16 protein-coding genes and 3 pseudogenes are annotated in these 21123 nt (G+C 40.6%); 12 read left to right on the forward strand and 7 right to left on the reverse strand.

All coding sequences use genetic code 11. The features are described from left to right. Positions 1-20 precede the first annotated feature (20 nt). From prpC to P4S61_RS16615, 9 genes and pseudogenes are all read left to right on the forward strand, one after another. Complete coding sequence (gene prpC, locus P4S61_RS16575) at positions 21-1145, forward strand: bifunctional 2-methylcitrate synthase/citrate synthase (protein WP_145233600.1); 1125 nt, start codon at positions 21-23, stop codon at positions 1143-1145. A gap of 146 nt (positions 1146-1291) precedes the next feature. After that, positions 1292-3897 (forward strand): annotated as a pseudogene (gene acnD, locus P4S61_RS16580) (Fe/S-dependent 2-methylisocitrate dehydratase AcnD). Positions 3898-3908: 11 nt separating this feature from the next. Then, positions 3909-5083, forward strand: a pseudogene (prpF, locus tag P4S61_RS16585) (2-methylaconitate cis-trans isomerase PrpF). A gap of 433 nt (positions 5084-5516) precedes the next feature. Continuing rightward, positions 5517-8450: a hypothetical protein gene (locus tag P4S61_RS16590; protein WP_337118682.1), complete on the forward strand. Its 2934-nt coding sequence runs from the start codon at positions 5517-5519 to the stop codon at positions 8448-8450. Continuing rightward, a complete protein-coding gene (locus tag P4S61_RS16595; RefSeq protein WP_337118683.1) occupies positions 8438-8581 on the forward strand; it encodes a hypothetical protein in 144 nt (47 codons plus the stop codon). The genes P4S61_RS16590 and P4S61_RS16595 overlap by 13 nt, the downstream gene beginning before the upstream one ends. A 57-nt stretch (positions 8582-8638) precedes the next feature. Beyond that, on the forward strand, positions 8639-9403 hold the full coding sequence (locus P4S61_RS16600) for a hypothetical protein (RefSeq protein ID WP_337118684.1): 765 nt from the start codon (positions 8639-8641) through the stop codon (positions 9401-9403). A 41-nt stretch (positions 9404-9444) separates the two neighbouring features. Next, positions 9445-9744: a hypothetical protein gene (locus P4S61_RS16605; RefSeq protein WP_337118685.1), complete on the forward strand. Its 300-nt coding sequence runs from the start codon at positions 9445-9447 to the stop codon at positions 9742-9744. Then, entirely contained in the window at positions 9737-11098 is a 1362-nt protein-coding gene (locus tag P4S61_RS16610; protein WP_337118687.1) for a hypothetical protein, read from the forward strand. The genes P4S61_RS16605 and P4S61_RS16610 overlap by 8 nt, the downstream gene beginning before the upstream one ends. After that, positions 11040-11615, forward strand: coding sequence for a hypothetical protein (locus P4S61_RS16615; RefSeq protein ID WP_337118688.1), 576 nt, complete (start codon positions 11040-11042; stop codon positions 11613-11615). Before P4S61_RS16610 ends, P4S61_RS16615 begins: the two co-directional genes overlap by 59 nt. Positions 11616-11658: 43 nt before the next feature. Here P4S61_RS16615 and P4S61_RS16620 read toward each other — a convergent pair whose 3' ends face one another. Beyond that, positions 11659-12495, reverse strand: a complete 837-nt coding sequence (locus tag P4S61_RS16620; RefSeq protein ID WP_259397135.1) for a substrate-binding periplasmic protein — start codon at positions 12493-12495, stop codon at positions 11659-11661. A gap of 544 nt (positions 12496-13039) precedes the next feature. Between P4S61_RS16620 and P4S61_RS16625 the strand changes: the two genes are divergently transcribed. Together P4S61_RS16625 and P4S61_RS16630 are read left to right on the forward strand one after the other, a co-directional pair. Continuing rightward, positions 13040-14527 (forward strand): SulP family inorganic anion transporter, encoded by a 1488-nt coding sequence (locus P4S61_RS16625; protein WP_182734848.1) that lies wholly within the window; start codon positions 13040-13042, stop codon positions 14525-14527. Positions 14528-14537: 10 nt separating this feature from the next. Further along, positions 14538-15272, forward strand: a complete 735-nt coding sequence (locus P4S61_RS16630; protein ID WP_337118689.1) for a universal stress protein — start codon at positions 14538-14540, stop codon at positions 15270-15272. A 337-nt stretch (positions 15273-15609) separates the two neighbouring features. On the opposite strand, the gene P4S61_RS16635 is transcribed toward P4S61_RS16630, so the two are convergent. Continuing rightward, on the reverse strand, positions 15610-16503 hold the full coding sequence (locus tag P4S61_RS16635; protein ID WP_182731441.1) for a TIGR01777 family oxidoreductase: 894 nt from the start codon (positions 16501-16503) through the stop codon (positions 15610-15612). Between the two features lie 132 nt (positions 16504-16635). Between P4S61_RS16635 and P4S61_RS16640 the strand changes: the two are divergent. Continuing rightward, a pseudogene (locus P4S61_RS16640) lies at positions 16636-17674 on the forward strand (AI-2E family transporter). Between the two features lie 12 nt (positions 17675-17686). On the opposite strand, the gene P4S61_RS16645 reads toward P4S61_RS16640, so the two are convergent. From P4S61_RS16645 to P4S61_RS16665, 5 genes are all read right to left on the reverse strand, one after another. Next, complete coding sequence (locus tag P4S61_RS16645) at positions 17687-18097, reverse strand: hypothetical protein (RefSeq protein ID WP_145233626.1); 411 nt, start codon at positions 18095-18097, stop codon at positions 17687-17689. Further along, a complete protein-coding gene (locus P4S61_RS16650) occupies positions 18084-19421 on the reverse strand; it encodes an ATP-binding protein (RefSeq protein ID WP_145233628.1) in 1338 nt (445 codons plus the stop codon). The genes P4S61_RS16645 and P4S61_RS16650 overlap by 14 nt, the downstream gene beginning before the upstream one ends. After that, on the reverse strand, positions 19415-20089 hold the full coding sequence (locus P4S61_RS16655; protein ID WP_016709350.1) for a response regulator transcription factor: 675 nt from the start codon (positions 20087-20089) through the stop codon (positions 19415-19417). The genes P4S61_RS16650 and P4S61_RS16655 overlap by 7 nt, the downstream gene beginning before the upstream one ends. 3 nt (positions 20090-20092) lie before the next feature. After that, positions 20093-20356: a PepSY domain-containing protein gene (locus tag P4S61_RS16660; RefSeq protein WP_145233630.1), complete on the reverse strand. Its 264-nt coding sequence runs from the start codon at positions 20354-20356 to the stop codon at positions 20093-20095. A gap of 218 nt (positions 20357-20574) precedes the next feature. Further along, on the reverse strand, positions 20575-20877 hold the full coding sequence (locus tag P4S61_RS16665) for a YciI family protein (RefSeq protein WP_145233632.1): 303 nt from the start codon (positions 20875-20877) through the stop codon (positions 20575-20577). Between the last annotated feature and the right edge of the window lie 246 nt (positions 20878-21123).

A 21123-nucleotide genomic window follows, 5' to 3' on the forward strand; every position in this document is an offset into this window, starting at 1 on the left:
AATTCAACAGGAGACACATCATGGTAGATAAAGCATTAGGCGGCGCAGGACTTCGCGGACAAGTAGCAGGCCAAACAGCACTTTGTACAGTAGGGCAAACCGGTTCAGGCTTAACGTATTGTGGTTACGACATTGCAGAGCTTGCTGAAAAAGCGCAGTTTGAAGAAGTATCTTTCCTACTTTCGCGCGGTGAATTACCGACCTCTGCAGAGCTTAGCGAATACAAAGCTAAACTAAAAAGTTTACGTGGTTTACCACCGGCACTGAAAACTGTACTTGAAAACATTCCAAAAGACGCGCACCCAATGGATGTCATGCGTACAGGTTGCTCTATGCTAGGTAACCTTGAAATGGAGCATGACTTTAGTCAGGCTAATGATGCCATTGACCGTATGGTTGCGGTATTCCCAAGCATTATTTGTTACTGGTATCGTTTTACTCACGACGGTGTGCGCATTGAAACACAAACTGATGATGACTCAGTTGGCGCGCATTTTTTAACGCTACTACATGATAAAGCGCCATCAGAGTTATTTGCTCAAGTGATGAATGTATCGCTGATTTTATATGCAGAGCATGAATTTAATGCCTCAACCTTTACTGGTCGCGTTTGTGCATCGACATTATCTGACATTCACTCTTGTGTAACAGGTGCAATTGGTACGTTACGTGGCCCATTACATGGCGGCGCGAATGAAGCGGCAATGGATATGATTGAAGGCTTTAAAGATGCAGACCATGCAGAGCAAGAAATCATGGGCATGCTGGAGCGTAAAGATAAAATTATGGGCTTTGGTCACGCAATCTATCGCGAATCAGATCCACGTAATGTGATCATTAAAAAGTGGTCTGAAAAACTCGCTGCAGAGCTAGGCGACGAGGTACTTTATCCAGTATCAGTGCGCTGTGAAGAAATTATGTGGCGTGAGAAGAAGTTATTTTGTAACGCAGACTTTTTCCATGCATCGGCGTATCACTTTATGGGCATTCCAACTAAGTTATTCACCCCTATTTTTGTTATGAGCCGTGTAACAGGCTGGACCGCACACGTAAAAGAGCAACGCGCTAATAACCGTATTATTCGCCCAAGTGCAGATTACACTGGGCCAGAAGCGCGTAGTTATACGCCAATCGAATCACGTTAAGACTATTAAAGGTGGGCGAAAATACGCTCACCTTTTATTTTTTGCACATTGCCACTAGCGCATAGTTTTTAAGGCCTCTTTTTTCATACATCCCTTAAACACGCTATACGTGTGCGACCACCGTCACCAAATTAGCGAGTCTTGTAATGACTATCATAAACAATACTAAATACAGAAAACCCTTACCTAACTCTAATGTCGATTATTTTGACACCCAAGCTGCAATTGATGAAATTAAGGCTGGTGCGTACGCAGCCTTACCCTATACATCACGTGTTTTAGCAGAGAATTTAGTACGCCGCTGTGAGCCGCAAATGCTAACCGCAGCACTGTCGCAGCTTATCGAGCGCAAACAAGATTTAGATTTCCTTGGTATCCCGCGCGCGTAGTCTGTCACGATATTTTGGGACAAACAGCGCTGGTTGATTTAGCTGGCTTGCGTGATGCCATTGCAGCCAAAGGCGGCGATCCAGCTAAAGTTAACCCAGTAGTACCAACACAGCTGATTGTTGATCACTCATTAGCCGTTGAATACGCAGGGTTTGATCCTGATGCATTTGAAAAAAACCGCGCTATTGAAGATAGACGCAACGATGACCGTTTCCACTTTATTAATTGGACCAAAACTGCGTTTAAAAATATTGATGTGATCCCACCTGGTAACGGCATTATGCATCAAATCAACCTTGAGAAAATGTCGCCGGTGATCCAAAGCCGCGATGGGATTGCTTTTCCTGATACCTTAGTCGGTACTGATAGCCACACACCGCATGTTGATGCGTTAGGTGTCATTGCAGTAGGTGTTGGCGGCCTTGAAGCCGAAAGCGTGATGCTTGGCCGCGCCTCTTATATGCGTTTGCCTGATATTATTGGTGTTGAACTCAGTGGCAAACGTCAACCGGGTATTACAGCAACGGATATCGTGCTTGCGATCACTGAGTTTTTACGTGGCCAGCGTGTCGTATCAAGCTATTTAGAGTTTTATGGTGAAGGCGCAGATGCATTGACATTAGGCGATCGCGCTACTATCTCAAATATGACACCAGAATTTGGTGCCACCGCAGCGATGTTTTATATCGACCAGATGACCATTGATTACTTACGCCTAACAGGACGTGAAGAAGAGCAAATTGCCTTAGTTGAAAATTACGCAAAAACTACCGGTCTGTGGAGCGACAGCCTAAAAACAGCGCAGTACGATCGGGTATTAAAATTTGATCTATCAAGCGTTGGCCGCAATATTGCTGGACCGTCAAATCCGCATCGCCGTGTTTCAACCAGTGATTTGGCAGCGCAGGGGATCTCTGGGGTTGTTGAAAATGAAGACGGTTTAATGCCGGACGGTGCCTGTATTATTGCTGCTATCACTAGTTGTACGAATACCAGTAATCCACGTAACGTCATAGCAGCTGGTCTTATTGCGCGTAATGCAAATGCGAAGGGCTTAACTCGCAAGCCATGGGTTAAAACCTCATTAGCACCGGGTTCAAAAACAGTGCAATCGTATCTTGAAGATGCAAAATTACTGTCAGAATTAGAGCAACTTGGTTTTGGTATTGTTGGCTTTGCGTGCACTACGTGCAACGGTATGAGTGGTGCGCTTGATCCCGTTATTCAACAAGAAGTGATTGATCGCGACCTATACGCCACGGCTGTGCTCTCTGGTAATCGTAATTTTGATGGCCGTATTCACCCATACGCTAAGCAAGCATTTTTAGCGTCTCCGCCATTAGTAGTTGCCTATGCTATTGCAGGAACTATTCGTTTTGATATTGAAAAAGACGTACTCGGACAAGACCAGCAGGGCAATGATGTAACCTTAAAAGATATTTGGCCATCAGATGAAGAGATTGACGCAGTGATTAAACAAAGCGTAAAACCTGAGCAGTATAAGAAGGTTTACGAGCCGATGTTTAATTTAACCGTTGATTACGGTGAAGATAACGACCCACTTTACGATTGGCGCCCACAAAGTACTTATATTCGCCGCCCGCCATATTGGGAAGGCGCACTCGCTGGTGAGCGTACCATGAAAGGTATGCGCGCATTAGCGGTACTTGGCGATAACATCACAACTGATCATTTATCACCGTCAAATGCAATTATGGCCAGTAGTGCAGCAGGTGAGTACTTAACGCATATGGGTGTGCCAGAAGAAGACTTTAACTCGTACGCAACGCACCGCGGCGACCATTTAACTGCGCAACGTGCAACCTTTGCTAATCCTAAATTACTTAATGAAATGGTGATTGAAAATGGCGAAGTGAAACAAGGCTCATATGCCCGTATTGAGCCTGAGGGCACAGTTACTCGGATGTGGGAAGCAATCGAAACCTATATGCAGCGCAAACAACCATTAATTATTGTTGCAGGAGCTGACTATGGACAAGGTTCTTCTCGTGATTGGGCAGCCAAAGGCGTGCGTTTAGCAGGCGTTGAAGTTATTGCTGCAGAAGGTTTTGAGCGTATACACCGTACTAACTTAATTGGTATGGGTGTATTACCGCTGGAATTTAAAGCGGGCACCACCCGTAAAACGCTTAAGCTAGATGGTAGTGAAAGTTACGATGTAACTGGTGAATTAACACCAGGTGCGAGCGTTAATTTAACGATTACCCGCACTAATGGTGAAGTATTAAATGTGCCAACAAAGTGCCGTATTGATACTCAAGAAGAACTATCCATTTATGCTGCAGGTGGCGTATTACAACGCTTTGCTCAAGACTTTTTAGAAGCCACGCAAAGTGTATAAGGAAAACAGTCATGACATTTAAACCACAAATTAAAGTACCTGCCACCTACATGCGCGGTGGCACTAGTAAAGGGGTATTCTTTAATCTCAGCGATTTACCAGAGGCTGCACAAGTGGCAGGTTCTGGGCGAGATAATTTATTGCTGCGAGTGATTGGTAGCCCAGATCCATATGGCAAACAAACCGATGGTATGGGGGGGCTACTTCTAGTACCAGTAAAACCGTTATTTTAAGTAAAAGTGAGCAAGCTGATCACGATGTTGATTACTTATTTGGCCAAGTTGCTATTGATAAAGCGTTTGTTGATTGGAGCGGGAACTGCGGCAATTTAACTTCTGCAGTTGGCGCATTTGCAATTAGTAATGGTCTTGTTGATGCTAGCCGTATTCCAGAAAACGGTGTGGCTATAGTGCGAGTTTGGCAAGCTAATATTAAAAAAAGCATTTTAGTGCATGTGCCAATGACCAACGGTGAAGTACAAGAAACGGGTGACTTTGAACTCGACGGGGTGACATTTCCCGCCGCTGAGGTGAAATTAGAGTTCATTGATCCAGCGGACGGCGATGGTGCGCTATTTCCAACAGGCAATGTGGTAGATGAACTAGCAGTCCCTGAGTTTGGTGTACTTAGAGCCACTATGATCAACGCGGGTATCCCTACTATTTTTGTTAATGCAGCAGATATCGGCTATACCGGCACTGAACTTCAAGATGATATAAATAATGACGAACAAGCATTAGCTAAGCTTGAGTCTATTAGAGCGCATGGGGCAGTTAAAATGGGCTTGATCGCTCATATTAGTGAGGCGGCAGCGCGTCAACATACACCAAAAGTGGCATTTATTAATAAACCGATGACATATCTAGCTTCAAGCGGTAAAGAAATTCACAGTGATAATATCAACCTACTGGTACGTGCCATGTCGATGGGGAAACTTCATCATGCCATGATGGGTACTGCCGCTGTTGCAATCGGCACCGCAGCTGCGATAGCAGGATCGCTCGTTAATCTTGCAGCTGGTGGCGGTCAGTTGAGCGAAGTTAACTTTGGTCATCCGTCAGGTACATTAACTGTAGGCGCGCAAGCGATACTTCAAAACGGTAAGTGGCAGGTTACCAAGGCCAGTATGAGTCGCAGTGCTCGTGTGCTAATGGAAGGCGTTGTCCGAGTACCTGAGGTCAATTAATTAGTGAAATAAAACTAAAAGTGGCAGTCAGGCCACTTTTACATCCATATTTATGTGAAAAAATGTAAACAGCATTGCGTCAAATTGTATTCTTTGGTTGATATTTCCCCTAAAGTTAGTCCCTCAATGAGTTTCAAAAAAAAACAGTGTTTTTTTAATTCTTTGTTTTTAAATGTTTTTTATTTTATTTCTTTTAACTTGTGTTAAAAATGGCAGTGCTAGTTAGATGCATATTTACAGGTGTAATTAAAATTACATTTTTTTATAAATTGTCATATATTGGTGGTAAGTTGATAACATGTAATAATAATGTGGTTAATTACGTTAATTTGATACGGTTTTATACATAATTTTAACTTAAATGACTGTTGATATTAATATAGGCTACGATTTCAGTAATGCTATTTGCTAACAAGCACCCTAGGAGATTTTCATGGCGAAAAGAATAATTAAATTTACCCCAATTGCAGCCTCGGTTGCATTGACTCTCGGCCTGACCGGTTGTGGCTCAGAAAATGATAATAACTATAACAAGCCTGAACCAGTTACAGTATACAAAGGCGAAGTCAGCACTAATTTTAATACCCAAGTATCGGGGAAAGCTGTAAAAGGCGCGTTAAAAAATGCCAAAGTGACAGTATCTACTGTTGATGATGCGGGGGAATCTGTCCCAGTAGCTTATCGTTTAGAGGCTGCATCTGATGCAAGCTATACTGCAGAATCGACAACTTCACAAGCAGACGCTGATGCCAAAGCATTGGCATTGGTTGCGGCAGCTAATCCAACAGAGACAATGACGTCAACCAGTGGTGCCTATAATATTTATCTAGAAGACGGCTTTTCGGGTCCGCTTTATATTACGGTGAGTACGTCGAAAGAAGATGACAGCATGGTCAAGTGTGATTCATTTACCGGTTGTGGCAGCTATGATGAAACCCCAGCAGCATCTGAAGTCGCTGGGATGATCAATAATGGCGATGCCGCGATTGATTTTGGCGAATGGTACAAAGATGATCTTGAATTACAAGTTGTTAAGTTTATTAAAGCTTCACCAGCACCAGCAAGTGCTCGTGGTATTAATTTCGCGGAGGGTGATGGTACTGGTGTGCAGCAGTACTTTGCTAATGTGACTTTATATACGAGTATCGCAGCAAAAATGTTGTTAGACGGTGCTAAAGATGGTTCAGCAGTCTCAGATGAAGCAGTTGCAGCGGCAAGTTTAAAAACATTAATTCAAGTATTAGGGCCTGATACAGCAATTAAAGCCGCTTCTTTACTTGGTGATATTTCTCTTGGTGGTGCGGTTGATTTCAGTGATATTGGCGAAGGTGATTCACTGGATGCAGGTACTTTGGCGTTAGTTCAAACTGCCGTTTCATTGCAGTCTGTCGCGGGGGCGGGTGCCAATGGCTCATTAAAAGACCTGATTGCAAGTCTATCTGCAGCTGTTAAAGAAGGCAAAGTAAGCAACAGTGACAATGAAATTGTCCAGAAGATTGCAGCTGAGTTACAAAAAGCAGTTGAGAATACCAGCCTTATTTTTGCCGCAGTAGTTACAGGTGAAGGTATTGATGAAGCATTTGCTAAAGTTGCTGAAAACTTAGGTATTACCGATCCTGATGAAATTGCAAAACTCAAAAATAAAGCCACCAAAGCTGTTGAAGATGTGCAAGCAAAAGCAAAAGATAAAGGGCTTGATAAAGATTTAAAAGAAACCGCAAAAGAAGTTAAAAAAGCATTAGAGAAAATTGGCTGTGAAGATAACTGTGATGCTGGTGATGATCTAACAGCTAAAGTAGCGGCTGAGTTAGAATTACAAGTTACTGCAACAACTGCTGCATTAACTACGTCTACCGACTCAATCGCTGTTGGTACTGCTGAATTGACAAAAGTTAAAACGTTGGGTGATGCTGGTTTAGAAACAACCGAGCAGGTTTTGGCTTACAGTGCTGATGTGTTTACGTTATCAGGGAGCAAGGCGGAATATAGCCAGTTACAAGTAGAGCTTTCTGCTGCACTTGCTTCAACACAAGGGATTGCAACAACCGCCGCAAGTTTAGGTGAGCAATATCAACAATTAGTTGATAAAGCAAACTCGTTAAGTAGCGCTGTTGCAACCCAACTCGCAGCGGTTTCAACTTTAATTACGGGGATTGATGCTGAGGTGGTTCGCTCTAATGAGGCTGTGACTGCATTAGGCATCGATATCGACGTTGCAAAAAGCAATGTGACTATCGCAAGCAATAACCTAGATGCTGCTGATTCTGCGGCAATGATTGCGCAAAGTGATTTAGCAACAGCTATGATTGCAGTTGCCGCTGCAGCGATTGACAACAAAGCTAATGCAGAACTTGCTTTGTCATCCGCTCAAGCTGCAATTACCGTGGCTACAGCGACTAGTGCAAAAGCAGCCGAACTCGCTAATGCGGCAGTACAAGCTGAGGTTGCTGCTGCTGCATTAATGGATATTGCCGCTGAAGCGAGTGATAAAGAGATTGCTACAAATTTATCTGCAGAAGCTAAACTCAGTGCTACATTAGCCACAAGCGTTAGCAACGAAGCAGATACTGCTTTGAGCAGTGCAACCTCACTTGAATCTGATGCCCAAGCAGCAATTGCAACATTTACAGTATTAGTTGATGTTAAAGCAGGCACTGAGAGTATTCGAAATGCAACTTTGGTAACGAAAACAGGCGGTCGGGCATTATTTGATACTGCCGAAGTTATTTATGATGTGCTAACAGAAGCTTGGGACTTAGGAGATGAAGCCACTGGTGTTGTTTCTACACGATATCCTAATTGGACGTATAGCTTTGATAAAGATGCATTAGAGCTAAATCTTGTTAATAGTGAAAATGGCAATAAGATCAACGTTAATGGTTCTATCAATAATAAAGCAATTGTATTTGCGTTTGGCGGTATGATTGAAACAGTTGATGGTGCAAAAGTTAGTATTGAAACACTTGATGATATGGGTGAGGCTTTACAGAATTGTATCGACGCTAACAGTGGGACTATTCCTAAAGATCTATCAGATTCTTGTTTAGTAATTAACTTTGAAGAGGAAGTTTCAAGCGATACGGCTGTTGATGGAAATGTGTTATCAGTAGATGGCTGGAGTCGTGTTGAAATAGTTGACGGTGATTCAGGATTTATTGGTACATTAAGCATATCTGGCGCAGATGTAACAGAGCTTGGCATGATCAGCGCAACAGGTGTTACAGGTGATATTGATTTCACTGCGATGTTATCTGTTGATTGGGCAAATGAAAATGATAATTATGCCGTTGATATCGAGTTACATAATAGTATTGGCTATACACTATCTTTGATGGCAGAAGAGGGGAGGACTTTATGGGTAGCGTAAATGCTAACTTCGCAGGTGCGATGATGAAGTTTGGTACAGTAACAGAGATCACAAATGGTATTTCTGTAGAGTATATTGATGGTGAAGTTATCGATTACACTGATATTAGTTTTTTAGATTCATCGAAGTAACGTAAAAATAAGAGGGAGAGTCGTTCTCCCTCTTAAATAATAACAAGTGAAATAAGTATGAAAAAAATTCTCACGTTAGGATTTTCCGCTTTTTTAATTACCCCTATTAGTTACGCTGCAGAGCAGTTTCAAGTCTTTACCACATTCGATTCAGAAGTGTATACAGAAGCACAACCTGTCACTGCCTTTATTGACGACTTTGATGCTCCACTTACATCAGGTGATAGCGCATTTACTTATAATGTGTTTGAGTTTGGCGTTGGTTATGGAAATTTTAAAGTCGGTTATCAAAGTCGTTTTGATTATGTTTTAAGTTTTGATCCGGATACTGCTGTTTACTTTCATACCGAAAAAAATGACCTTCCTTTTGAAGATAGAAATTATGTTTATTACCTAGACGGTAAGCAATCAACCACCAATGGATTGTTTGTTTCATATGATTTCAAATTTTTAGACTCTGACGCATTAACAATAACGCCTAAATTAACGGTTTTTGCTAGTACGCATTTTCAAGATATAAATGTAGAAGGTACAGTTTATAGTGATGAGATCCAAGGCGCATTAACAGTTGACTCTTATTTTTCGAAAGATATTTTATTTAAGCGATTTACTCCTGATGAGAACCCATCCGGCTTAGGGTACAGCGTTGATTTAGCAGTTAATTGGAAAATAAATCAAGACTTAACCATCGGCCTTCTCGCACAAGACTTACTGTATGAAACCGAGTATAAAAAAGTGGTTTTGCAAATGGTTATACAACAGAGCTCCCGTTTACTGAAAACGATGATGGCGATATTGCTACTGAGCCTACAATACGCTTAGCAACGTCAGAGTATGGTAATGAAGTTACACATAAATTTGATATGCCGGTGCGCGTTAAGGTTTATGCGGATTATCGTATTAATGATTTGTTTTCTTCAGAGCTGATGGTTAAACAATTTGATCAAGATACGTTTTCTCAATTAAAAGCACGCATGCACTTTTGGGATCATTGGGCAGTTATTGGTGGTTATGAAATAAAAAGTGAAGCATTTTTGCTGGGTATTGAGAACGATTATTTTGGTTTTAATATACAGACCGATAATCTCGATATTGATAAAGCGTATTATGCCAATGTAAATTGGTACTCTGAAGTTAGCGTTTTAAGGACTTGTGATGTTTAAAAAACTTATATCAGTTAGTTTACTTATGTCATTAGTTGGTTGTGGTGACTCATCAGATAATGGCACAACAAACACTTTGCCTGTCATGCTGACGTCCTCCTCGGTAAGCTTTTATATTGCGCCTTGGCAATCCACTGCGGGTACGTTAACACTCATTAATGATAACACGGGCTCTATAGAAAATATTGACGTTGCAAATATTAATGATGTGACTTTACCAACCACAACTTTAAATTTTCATCATGTTGAATTTACCTCAAATGCAACGACGTTAACATGTCCAAGTTTTGCAGGTTGTGGTCGCACAGTGAGAAACAACCCGAATGATCAGAATTCTAATCGTCGCATTGATTATCAAGAAGTGATGGATATGACATTAAGTTACCGTGCTGATTTTTTTGCAGCCCCGGGCGAAAATAAGGTCTATTTATCGCCGATCAGCTCAGTGATTAGCGACAATAACTTAGACATAAGCATAACCACACAAAGCTTGAGTGCGACACCTTTTTATCACCTCACTCATAGTCAGTTGAATGACAGCCTTGAAGCTGAGTTGCTTACTAATGCACTGACTTTTGGTGTGATCTTAAAAAGAGCTGCGGATATCGAGGCGAGTTTAAATACAGCCAATAATACGGTGGTAGAACAACAGGCCCAGTTAGCAAGTTTGCCACTTTATCGTACTTTTGCAGATCGCTATGTGTCAGAGAATTTACTTAATGAAGATGGTAATCAATTATTGCAATCCGTCGTTGGAGAGGTCAAACAAAAGCTAGTTATGATTGGGAATGCTAGCAATATTTCGCCACTAGAACGAGATGAAGAGCAATTACACTCTCGTGAGTTACTCGAAGATGTGCGTAATATAATAGGTGTGGCACGCTTACAAGAGCAAACGTATAGTGATGAGCTCAAACAAAAGCTAACTGAATTTGAAATAATATTAGGCGAAGACTCGCAACAAACTATTATCGTTTTAGCGAATGTGCTTTATGACGTGCTCTATAACTTTTCGCCATTAAATAATACCGACGCAGGAGTTTATAATTTACAGGGACTGACAATAAACTACCAACAATCCCCTTATTCTTGGGCTATTAGTGGCCAGTATGATGAGCATGACGTACAGCTAGATTTAAATATTCCACAATGGCAAGTAAGTGGACTGCTGGGTAATAAAGTATCCGGTATTATTAGTGCGAAAGTGATAGGCAAAGATGCTCAACTAAACGCCGATGTGAGTGATTTAGTGTTGTCATTTGATGGAACTGACGATCCATTTTCAAATGATCAAAGTGAAACAACTCGGGCAGCTGAATATAGAGACAAAGGTTTCATTAGAAAGTGCCAATAGCGGCGTCTTAACCGGTGATATAAAGCTAAACGCTGATCGCTTCGTTACTCCTTTTGAAGAGCTTGTGACAGTGGTATCTGGCTTTGACTTTAAAGGTCAGCTTGTTAGTGAAAATCAAACGACACAGTTTAACCTACAAGCAATAGAAGCAACGCCATTTATAAATGAAGCTACACAGAATCTTGCATTTGCTGTGCAATTGATAACGCCATTAAATGGCGCACCGGATTTTCAGTTTGCTTATGTTGGTCGTTTGAATCGTTTAGCTGATATTAGCAATGCAGAGATTGCCTTACGGCTAAAGGATAGAGCACTTGAAATTAACTTACGTACTGTTGGCAATAATATTAATGCCGTGATCCACGGTGCTCAAGGTCGCTGGTTAGATGTTAAGCAAAAAGGTCGAAACTACAGTGGTGGATTATATTTTGGCGATACACAAATCGCAGATGTAACAGCGGTAAGAGGGGTTCCTGGTATATTATTTCCTGATGGGACATTTGAGTCGTTGTTTTAATAATATATAGGCGTTTATTTGCTAACATTTAAGCGCCTTATTTTTAGCTGCTACATTGTTTTTTTTCTTCAATATAGCTTGAAAGTGCTCCTTGCTCTTTCATTTTTTTTATCTCGTTATTGAGATCGGCTAAAATTTCCTGCCAATATGGGTTTGCTTTACTTACTGTGTAATAGAGGGGTTTGTAACCTAAAGGTGGGGACAATACCATTAGAGCAGTTTTCATTTGCTGTTTTTCTTTTTCGGAGGCAGCAGACTTTTCAATGCTGGCAATCAACACGTCAAAATCAGCTACAATTAGGTCTACCCGTAGGCCCATAAGTAAATGAATTTGCTGAAACTCATTATTGGCAACAATGGTATTAATTTGTTTTGAGTCAATTAGTTTATCGAGTTCTGGGGTGTTTTTATATGCTCGGACAACACCAATAATTTGATCTTTTATAGACTCTACACTGCCGTCATAGTTTGAGTGGCTGCCATTTAGTGCGACTAGTGACAAGTTTCCACCTGGAATAGCCGAGGATAAAGCCATTAAATCATTGCGCGTTTTATTTGGCTTATTCTCTGACATAACATTATTATCAATAAAATACTCAGGAAATAAAATATCTGCATGACCTAATTCGGCCGCTCTTAGTGCTCGGGCCCATGGGAGAAACTCTATATGCACTCCATAACCTTTTTGTAGTAGTAGTTTAACGGTTAGTTGAAATAGCCAACCGTTGTTACAAAGTGATTCATCAATATAAGGGGGCCAATTTAAAGTGACTAGTTTTAAAAGTTTCTTTGCTTCAATATTGTAAGCATAGCCATATTCATATCGTACTGCTGGAGCAACGATTGTTTGATCACCGACTTGGTAAGAAACAGGGGTCATAGTCGCTTTCGCGAATCCACTAAACAACAATAGAAAGACTAAGTACTTTTTCATTTATTTGATAAGTTTTTGTAATTATTCTTAAAGTTTAGTCGCATATATGTATTTAACAACTTAAAAAGACGATAACTAAAATGTATTTACAATGTTTATCGTTGCAGCCGTTTGAGAAGGAACGGGTAAATGATGGCATGTTTTTTTATGTGTTTTTATTGGCAAGGTAAGGAGTGACAGCAGCTGTCAGCGCCTACACAAAAGTTACTTGGCTTGCTTAAAAATACGTTAGATGCAAGAATAAAGACGACAATTTATTCATTCTACATAAGGAACAATGTTTTGCGTTTAACGCCGCCCTAAGTTATTCCTCCTCTAAATCACCGCTGCGTGATACCTATATACCAAACATTGGTAGGCGCTTATGTGCCGTTTTAATAAATAAAAAAACATTAATGAAAATGCGGTTGTCATCGTTTAGTAAAAGCATTGTCGGTGTTTTATTGACTGCTGTATGGGCGTTAATGTTAACTACATGACAAGGTTTTTTATGTTAGAAAAAATAAAACGAGATTGGCTTTTTAACATCCGAGGGGACTTACTAGCAGGTACTGTGGTGGCGCTTGCGCTCATACCAGAAGCGATTGCTTTTTCTATTATAGCGGGCGTGGATCCTAAAGTCGGTTTGTATGCTTCATTTTGTATTGCCGTGGTTATTTCGATAGTGGGTGGACGACCAGGGATGATTTCTGCCGCTACTGGCGCTATGGCTTTACTGATGGTTACCTTAGTTAAAGAGCATGGTTTAGAATACCTTTTGGCGGCGACATTACTCACCGGTGTGATACAAATTATTGCAGGCTATTTAAAACTGGGGAGTTTAATGCGCTTTGTGTCTCGCTCCGTGGTTACAGGCTTTGTAAATGCGTTGGCAATTCTTATTTTTATGGCACAGCTGCCGGAGCTGACGAATGTAACATGGCATGTATATGCGATGACGGCTGCGGGTCTTGGGATCATTTATTTATTCCCTTACTTACCGGTGATAGGCAGAACAATTCCATCACCACTAGTGTGTATCGTGGTTTTAACTTTGGTTGCAATGTTGGTAGGACTTGAGATTCGAACTGTTGGCGATATGGGCCAGTTACCAGATACCTTACCAATATTTTTATGGCCTGATGTGCCTTTTAACCTCGACACACTGCTAATAATTCTTCCTTATTCATTTGGCCTTGCTGTCGTTGGTTTATTGGAGTCGATGATGACAGCGACAATTGTTGACGACTTAACCGATACCGCTAGTGATAAAAATCGTGAATGTAAAGGTCAAGGGATCGCGAACATAGGTTCAGGTTTAATGGGAGGAATGGCCGGCTGCGCGATGATTGGCCAGTCGATCATTAATGTAAAATCAGGGGGACGTGGCCGCTTATCAAGTTTTACCGCGGGTACTTTTCTGCTACTTATGGTGGTGTTTTTAGATGAATGGCTAAAGCAAATTCCAATGGCGGCACTGGTTGCCGTGATGATAATGGTGTCGATTGGCACCTTTTCTTGGAATTCACTGCGAGATTTAAAGAAAAACCCATTATCAAGTAGCATCGTAATGGTTGCTACGGTCGTTGTTGTTGTCGCAACGCATAATTTGGCCATGGGAGTATTGGTCGGTGTGCTATTGGCGACACTATTCTTCGCCAATAAAATTGGTCGTTTTATGGTTGTAAAGCCAGCGCAATCATCGGCTGATGAACGAGTATACCAGGTTGTTGGACAGGTGTTTTTTGCATCCTCAGAGCAGTTTATTGAGTCGTTTGACTTTAAAGAGGTCGTTGCTAAAGTAGTGATTGACTTAACTCATTCGCATTTTTGGGATATTACGGCAGTGTCGTCGCTTGATAAAGTTGTGATTAAATTTAGACGCGAAGGTGCAGAGGTCGAGATTATTGGTATGAGCGACGCGACAGCAACGATTGTTGACAAATTTGGCGTTCACAATGACCCTGAAGAAGTTGAAAAACTCATGACAGGCCATTAAGGAGAGCACAATGAATAAAATTATTACTTGTATAGATGGCTCAGTTTACACAGATGATGTGTGTAAGGCGGGGATTTGGGCGGCCAAGAAACTTAATAAATCGATGCTATTTTTGCATGCCATAGAAAAACAAAACGCTGCTGTGATTGACGACTTAAGTGGCATAATTGGTTTTGGTGCAACTACATCATTATTATCAGAGATGGCGACACTGGATGAGCAACGCAGTAAATTAGCATTGCAAATAGGCAAAGAAATGTTAGATCACGCGAGTGTATTTGCTAGCCAACAAGGGTGTAAGTCAATTGAAAGTAAGCAGCGCCATAGCGGTATTGTTGAGGCAATTTGCGACCTTGAAGATGCAGCGCGACTGATTGTTATTGGCCGAAGCGGTAAAACTCACGAACAGAATTTTAAAGCTATTGGGTCGCATATTGAGCAGGTTATTCGCCATGTTCATACACCTATTTTAATTGCCAATCGTCACTTCAGTGAGCCGAACAACTTTATGCTTGCTTATGATGGACGAGAAACAGCAGATAAAATGGTTAAACAGATTATTGCTGGTGGTTTGTTGCATCATTTAACGTGTCATTTGGTGACTGTAGAAAATGGCAAACATGATTTGTTGGAAAAATTTAAACGCACCGAAGCGTTGCTTATTGAAAGTGGTTTTGAAGTCAAATCAAGTATTTTAGAGGGTAATATTTTTAGTTCTTTAATGGCATATAAAACTAAAAAATAAAATAGCAATGCTGGTAATGGGGGCCTTTTCGCATTCAAAAATAGCACATGCTTTTTTGGGCAGTAACACCCTAAAAATGATAGAAAACACGCTATTGCCGTTAGTTATTTTACGCTAAACTACCATCTAATCGAGATGTAAAAAGATACTTATAGCTAAATAAACGTTTTAGAAGCTTCCGATAGAGCTCTAGATAGATGCTGTAAATTCGCTTAATATCGTATCTCATAATGTGGACCTTAACATTAAGTAATGAAAACATTATGAGAAATACCGGCCAACTAGCCCATTTTGACTAGTTCTATTGCCATATAGTAATCTAGCATAAATACTGCGTTCACTTTAATAAATTCGTAAGTGCAGTATCTAATGTCTTATAACGAAAGCAATAGCTGCTTTCAAGAGCTTTAGTTGGTTGTACATATTGTCCGTAAAGCAGCAAATCTGCCATTTCACCCATTACTAATTTTAGAACCCATGCAGGCATAGTTATTTTTGCTGGTCGATTTAATACTTTACCTAAGCTTTGACTAAATTCGCTATTTGATACAGGTGTTGGGGCGGTCATATTAATTGCGCCACTGAGTTGCACGTTATTGATAATCTGTATAATTAAATTAATCATATCCTCGATATGTATCCATGACATGCCTTGCTGGCCATCAGCAATAGGACCACCTAGTGCTAATTTAAATGGCGGTAACATTTTGGCTAATGCACCACCATTGTTAGCTAAAACGATACCTGTACGTAATAAACATACTCGAGTATTGATTGATTCTGCTTGCAGGGCGGCTTGTTCCCAATCATGGCATAGCTGATGACTAAATTCAGGGGTCACATCAACAAAGCTTTCGTCAATTACGGTGGTTGATTGGCGACCGTAAAATCCGACCGCACTGCCTGATATGTAAGTATGCGGCGGTGTATCGCATTGGTTAATTGCAGCGCTAATTTGTTGAGTGATCGTAATACGGCTGTCTCGCAGTATTTGTTTTTGTTTTTCACTCCAGCGTTTATTTACTATGGGTTCACCGGCTAAATTGATAACGCAATCGAGATTGTTAAAATCAACCTCTTCAAGGGAGTCAGTCGCATTAATGTTCTCACCTAACAGTTTTGTCGCATTTGCAGGATTGCGGGTGAGCACTGTCAATTGATGTTCTTTGTTTAGCTCAGGGCACAAATGACGACCGATCAGGCCTGTTGCGCCGGTTATTAAGATATGCATAGCAATAAAACTCTTTTAGTAATTATGTAATCGTTATACGTAGAGTAGGCTGCTTTGATCACTTTGCAAATATTTCATTTTACAGACTTTTCACATACACTAGCTGCAGTTTATATTTTAAAGGATTGTAGTTTGGCTAGTTTAACTGGGGTAAACAAAAGTTTAGTTATCTTTGCAGCGTTGGTGATTGCTTTAGCTGGTATTAAAGCGGCAAGTGTTATTGTCATTCCGTTTGTACTTGCAGCATTTATTGCCATTATTTGTAGTCCTTTATTAAGTTTTTTGGTCGTTACAAAATACCTAAAGGCATCGCGATCATGCTAGTGATGTTGATGGTGGTTGGCTTAGGGGTTAGCCTTGCCAGCTTAGTCGGGCAATCATTGACTGACTTTTCACAGCATTTACCTGAATATAAAAGTAAGTTACAGGATGAGTTTATTTGGCTGGTTGATGTTGCTGCCAAGTACAATATTTTGCTCAATAAAGAGCAAGTTATATCAATGTTCGACCCGGGAAAAATGATTGATGTTGCCACCGGTATGCTGACTGGCTTAGGTGGCGTGATGGCAAATTTGTTCTTAATTATTTTAACTGTGGTATTTATGCTTTTTGAAGGGCCTATGCTTAGTCATAAAATTCATATGGCATTAGACGATCCTGATATGAAAATGCAGCAAATAGACCGTTTTTTAAATTCTATTAACTCTTATTTAGCGATCAAAACAGTGGTAAGCGTTGGTACAGGCATATTAGCTGGGCTACTACTGTGGATCTTAAATGTTGACTACTTCGTGTTATGGGGGTAATGGCATTTATGTTTAATTACATTCCTAATATTGGCTCTATTATTGCTGCTATCCCAGCAGTTTTATTAGCTTTGATCACGCAAGGACCATTGGTCGCAGGGATTGTAGCAGTAGGGTATTTAACTATTAATACCGTGATGGGTAATATAGTTGAACCAAAGTACATGGGTAAAGGTTTAGGACTGTCGACCTTAGTGGTATTTTTATCACTCATCTTTTGGGGTTGGCTGATTGGCACGGTAGGTATGTTGTTATCGGTGCCATTGACGATGATTGTTAAAATAGCCTTAGAAGCCAGCGACGAAGGGCGCTGGTTAGCGACTCTGTTAGGTAATGGTGAAGAAATCGAGTCACCTTCTAAATAACCACCGTGGTGGTCAGATAGGTTGTTTTAATACAGTAATGTGCTGCTCTAATATACGCAATTCACAGCGCTTATATACAATTGCAGCCTGGGTGGCGTTGGGTACTTTGTGTAAATAACGCCATTTACAGCTGTCTTCCAGGTATTTTTGGTAATTGATAATGCTACGTTTAAAAATTGGTAGCAACTGAGAGTTACCGGTATCTTCTTGGATCTTATTTAAATCTAAAGTGATTTTATTTATCCAGGTTTGTTGAATACGGGTTAAGGTCTCTATCTGTTTATCTAAACATTGAATATATTTTTTAGCTTCATCAGGTGTTGCTTGCTCAACGACTGTACATTGCTCTTCTGCTGCAAACGTTGTTGTACTCAGTGCTAAAAGCAGCCCAGATACAGCTATTAACCAGTTATTTTTTATCATTATAATTAAACTCTAAAATAAATTTCGCGCCGCCTAAGGTATCAGCATCTAAAATAGTCAGGGTACCGTGATACGACTTTACTAAATCTGACACAATCGCCATACCGACACCGTGTCCGCTTTCGTAGGTGTCCAAGCGGGTACCACGAGTAAGCAGGGATTCGCGTTTATCAACCGGCACACCGGGTCCATCATCACTAATAGCGATAGTGAGGTTGCGTTTTTGAATGACTTGGATATCGACTTGTGAGCGACAAGCTTTACAGGCGTTATCAATTAAGTTACCGAGTAGTTCGAGTAAATCAGTTTTGTCACCTAAAAAGTAATCTTTGTCTTTAACCGCATGGGTAAAAATAATATCTTTATCGCGGTAAACTTTACTCATTGCATTGAGGATTGAATCTAGCACCGGCTTAATGGCTGTTTGTTTTTTCCATGTATCAGCTGCACCCGTTGCAGCGCGTTTTAATTGGTGTTCGATCATCACATTTATACGGTCAAGCTGCTCTTGGGCATCGGCATCGTTGGCAAGCGGGCTCGATTTTAATACTGCCAGTGGCGTTTTAAGTGCGTGAGCTAAGTCGCTTAAAGACGCACGATAGCGCTCTTTTTGGCGTTGCTGAGTTTCGAGTAGTAAATTTAAATCGGCTTTTATAGTTTGCAGCTCAACAGGATAAAGTCCTTTAATTTCTTGAATATCACCTGACTCAATGGCTTTTATTTCTTTATCCAGTCGTTGCAACGGCCGCGCGCTCCACACAAAGCCCACAGCCATTAATGCTGCAATGGCTACACCCATGACGTACATCCAGTTTACAAGGGTTTGCTTAAAACCATCCATTAAGCGCAGTAGAGCATCGTTGCGTTTTAATAAAATAAAGCGAGCATGCTCTGACTGGTCAATGTTATTTAAAATAACGGTTAGGCTAAGTTGCCAATACACGGTATTTTTATATTCCACACGACGAAAGTCGGCAGCGCCTGCTTTGGTTTCTAGTTCGTCAGGCACAAAGTTAACATTTACCGCCGACTCAGAGTGCCATACAGGCTGTTCTTCACGATAGATCATCGCATAAGTATCAGAATTTAAACGATTCAATTCAGGAGCTAAAATAGTGCTGGGCATGATAATGCCGCGCTCAGTAAAATCGACTTCTGAAATTAAAGAATATAAATGGGCTTCGAGGGTTTTTTCGGTGGCTTCGACTAACGAAGCATAGTATGCCTTACCAATAGAGAAGAATAAAATGGGTAAAGCGACTAATAAAACAAAGACAAGGATAAATCCTTGCCTTACTTTTAACGGTATTTGCGATGCTACCACTGACTTTTAAGCCTGTAACCGCGTCCGCGTAGTGTTTCTACTGGGTTTAAAGTACCATCAGGGTCAAGCTTTTTACGTAAGCGCAGTACGAATACTTCGATTACATTTGAATCTAAATCAAAGTCCTGATCGTATATGTGCTCTGTTAGCTCAGATTTGGAAATCACTTTTTGTGGATTAACCATTAAATACTCAAGCACTTTGTATTCGTATGCGGTGAGACTTAGCTCTCGGTCATCAACCCACACTTGTTGTGAGCGGGTGTGAATTTTAATAGGCCCAGCAGTCATTTCAGGATTTGCTTTGCCTGCGCTACGACGGATCAACGCGTTACACCGGGCTATTAACTCTTCAACATGAAATGGTTTAGTTAAATAGTCATCAGCACCAGCATCAAGTCCTTCAACTTTATCTTGCCAACGGTCACGTGCTGTTAAAATCAGAATTGGAATTGTAATCCCTTGTGCGCGGGCTTTATTGATCAGTTCAATACCGTCAATTTTTGGTAAGCCTAAATCAACTACCGCCATATCAAGAGGATATTCTGTGATGTGAAATAAACCAGCTTCGCCATCATGACAGAGATCGACACTATAACGTTCTTTTTCTAATGCATTACGCAGATTGTCTGCTAAGTGTAAATCATCTTCAATTACTAAAATTCGCATTTCTTAATCCTTCTTCACTTCGCCGGTCTTTTTATTGACATGAACGTCGACGACATGGCCGTCCGATTTTAATATTCTTACAGTATAAATATCGTTAAGTACGGTAATTTTAAGAGTTTTACCATCTTCGACTTTTTTAGCAAGCTCAACAGCTTGTTTTTTATTTATCTCAGCTTTATTGACTTGAGATGCAGCTTGGCTACTAGTCGAAAAAACACTCGAAAATAGCACAGTGATGGCGACGCTGAGAGCTAACACAGTACGCATGATGAGAAACTCCTAAACCAGACCTGAATAGTTTAATGAACCAAGTAGCTATAATTCAAGTGAAAAATCACTAAATCTGATGATTCAATGCAGCAGAGTTTAATTAACATCCGGTGAACAAACACTGAATTGTGGTGATTTGACTCAAAGTCTTATACCCATTGCATTAAAATCTGGTTCATTTAAATAGTATAATCCTGTTTGATTGTTGGTTTTACTTAGCCAGGAAAAACTTTTTTAAACGGTTTAACTTGTGAGTTTTCATATACGCCGCCGTTGACGTAAGGATCTGCTGCAGCCCATTCGCGAGCTGCTTCTAATGAGCTAAATTCTGCAATCACTAAAGAACCAGTAAAACCAGCGTCAGCTGGCTCGGCGCTATCAATGGCAGGTAATGGACCTGCTGTCAGTAATCGGCCTTGCTCGTCTAATTCTTGTAAGCGTGCTAAATGAGCAGGGCGGGCGGCTTTTCTTAATTCTAAGCTATTTTCAACATCAGTTGAGTAAATCATATACAACATGGTGTGTTCTCTGGATTTGAATATTATTGGAATTATGCTGATATTAGCACAGCAAAATTAATAGGCGAATAAATTACGATTAGTTTAGAGCGCTATTAAAGCGCGAAAGCTTTACGCAGTTTTTAGTTAACTTTCGAGGCTGTAAATTGATGCTGCGATTTAATCACTGTTAGCTTGAACAAATTTTAATCTTAAAAGAACAACAACCTCTAAGGTTTACAGTATCATTATATTTTTAAGCGGAAT

The organism is Pseudoalteromonas sp. B160, from assembly GCF_037162485.1.
GTDB lineage: Bacteria > Pseudomonadota > Gammaproteobacteria > Enterobacterales > Alteromonadaceae > Pseudoalteromonas > Pseudoalteromonas rhizosphaerae.

What these genes read in the sequence shown, in the direction of transcription:
- prpC (WP_145233600.1), top strand. Translation starts at nt 21, where the DNA reads ATGGTAGATAAAGCATTAGGCGGCGCAGGACTTCGCGGACAAGTAGCA.
- P4S61_RS16600 (WP_337118684.1), top strand. Translation starts at nt 8,639, where the DNA reads ATGAAAAAAATTCTCACGTTAGGATTTTCCGCTTTTTTAATTACCCCT.
- P4S61_RS16665 (WP_145233632.1), bottom strand. Translation starts at nt 20,877, where the DNA reads ATGTTGTATATGATTTACTCAACTGATGTTGAAAATAGCTTAGAATTA.
- P4S61_RS16590 (WP_337118682.1), top strand. Translation starts at nt 5,517, where the DNA reads ATGGCGAAAAGAATAATTAAATTTACCCCAATTGCAGCCTCGGTTGCA.
- P4S61_RS16645 (WP_145233626.1), bottom strand. Translation starts at nt 18,097, where the DNA reads ATGATAAAAAATAACTGGTTAATAGCTGTATCTGGGCTGCTTTTAGCA.
- P4S61_RS16620 (WP_259397135.1), bottom strand. Translation starts at nt 12,495, where the DNA reads ATGACCCCTGTTTCTTACCAAGTCGGTGATCAAACAATCGTTGCTCCA.
- P4S61_RS16635 (WP_182731441.1), bottom strand. Translation starts at nt 16,503, where the DNA reads ATGCATATCTTAATAACCGGCGCAACAGGCCTGATCGGTCGTCATTTG.
- P4S61_RS16630 (WP_337118689.1), top strand. Translation starts at nt 14,538, where the DNA reads ATGAATAAAATTATTACTTGTATAGATGGCTCAGTTTACACAGATGAT.
- P4S61_RS16610 (WP_337118687.1), top strand. Translation starts at nt 9,737, where the DNA reads ATGTTTAAAAAACTTATATCAGTTAGTTTACTTATGTCATTAGTTGGT.
- P4S61_RS16655 (WP_016709350.1), bottom strand. Translation starts at nt 20,089, where the DNA reads ATGCGAATTTTAGTAATTGAAGATGATTTACACTTAGCAGACAATCTG.
- P4S61_RS16595 (WP_337118683.1), top strand. Translation starts at nt 8,438, where the DNA reads ATGGGTAGCGTAAATGCTAACTTCGCAGGTGCGATGATGAAGTTTGGT.
- P4S61_RS16625 (WP_182734848.1), top strand. Translation starts at nt 13,040, where the DNA reads ATGTTAGAAAAAATAAAACGAGATTGGCTTTTTAACATCCGAGGGGAC.
- P4S61_RS16660 (WP_145233630.1), bottom strand. Translation starts at nt 20,356, where the DNA reads ATGCGTACTGTGTTAGCTCTCAGCGTCGCCATCACTGTGCTATTTTCG.
- P4S61_RS16605 (WP_337118685.1), top strand. Translation starts at nt 9,445, where the DNA reads ATGCCGGTGCGCGTTAAGGTTTATGCGGATTATCGTATTAATGATTTG.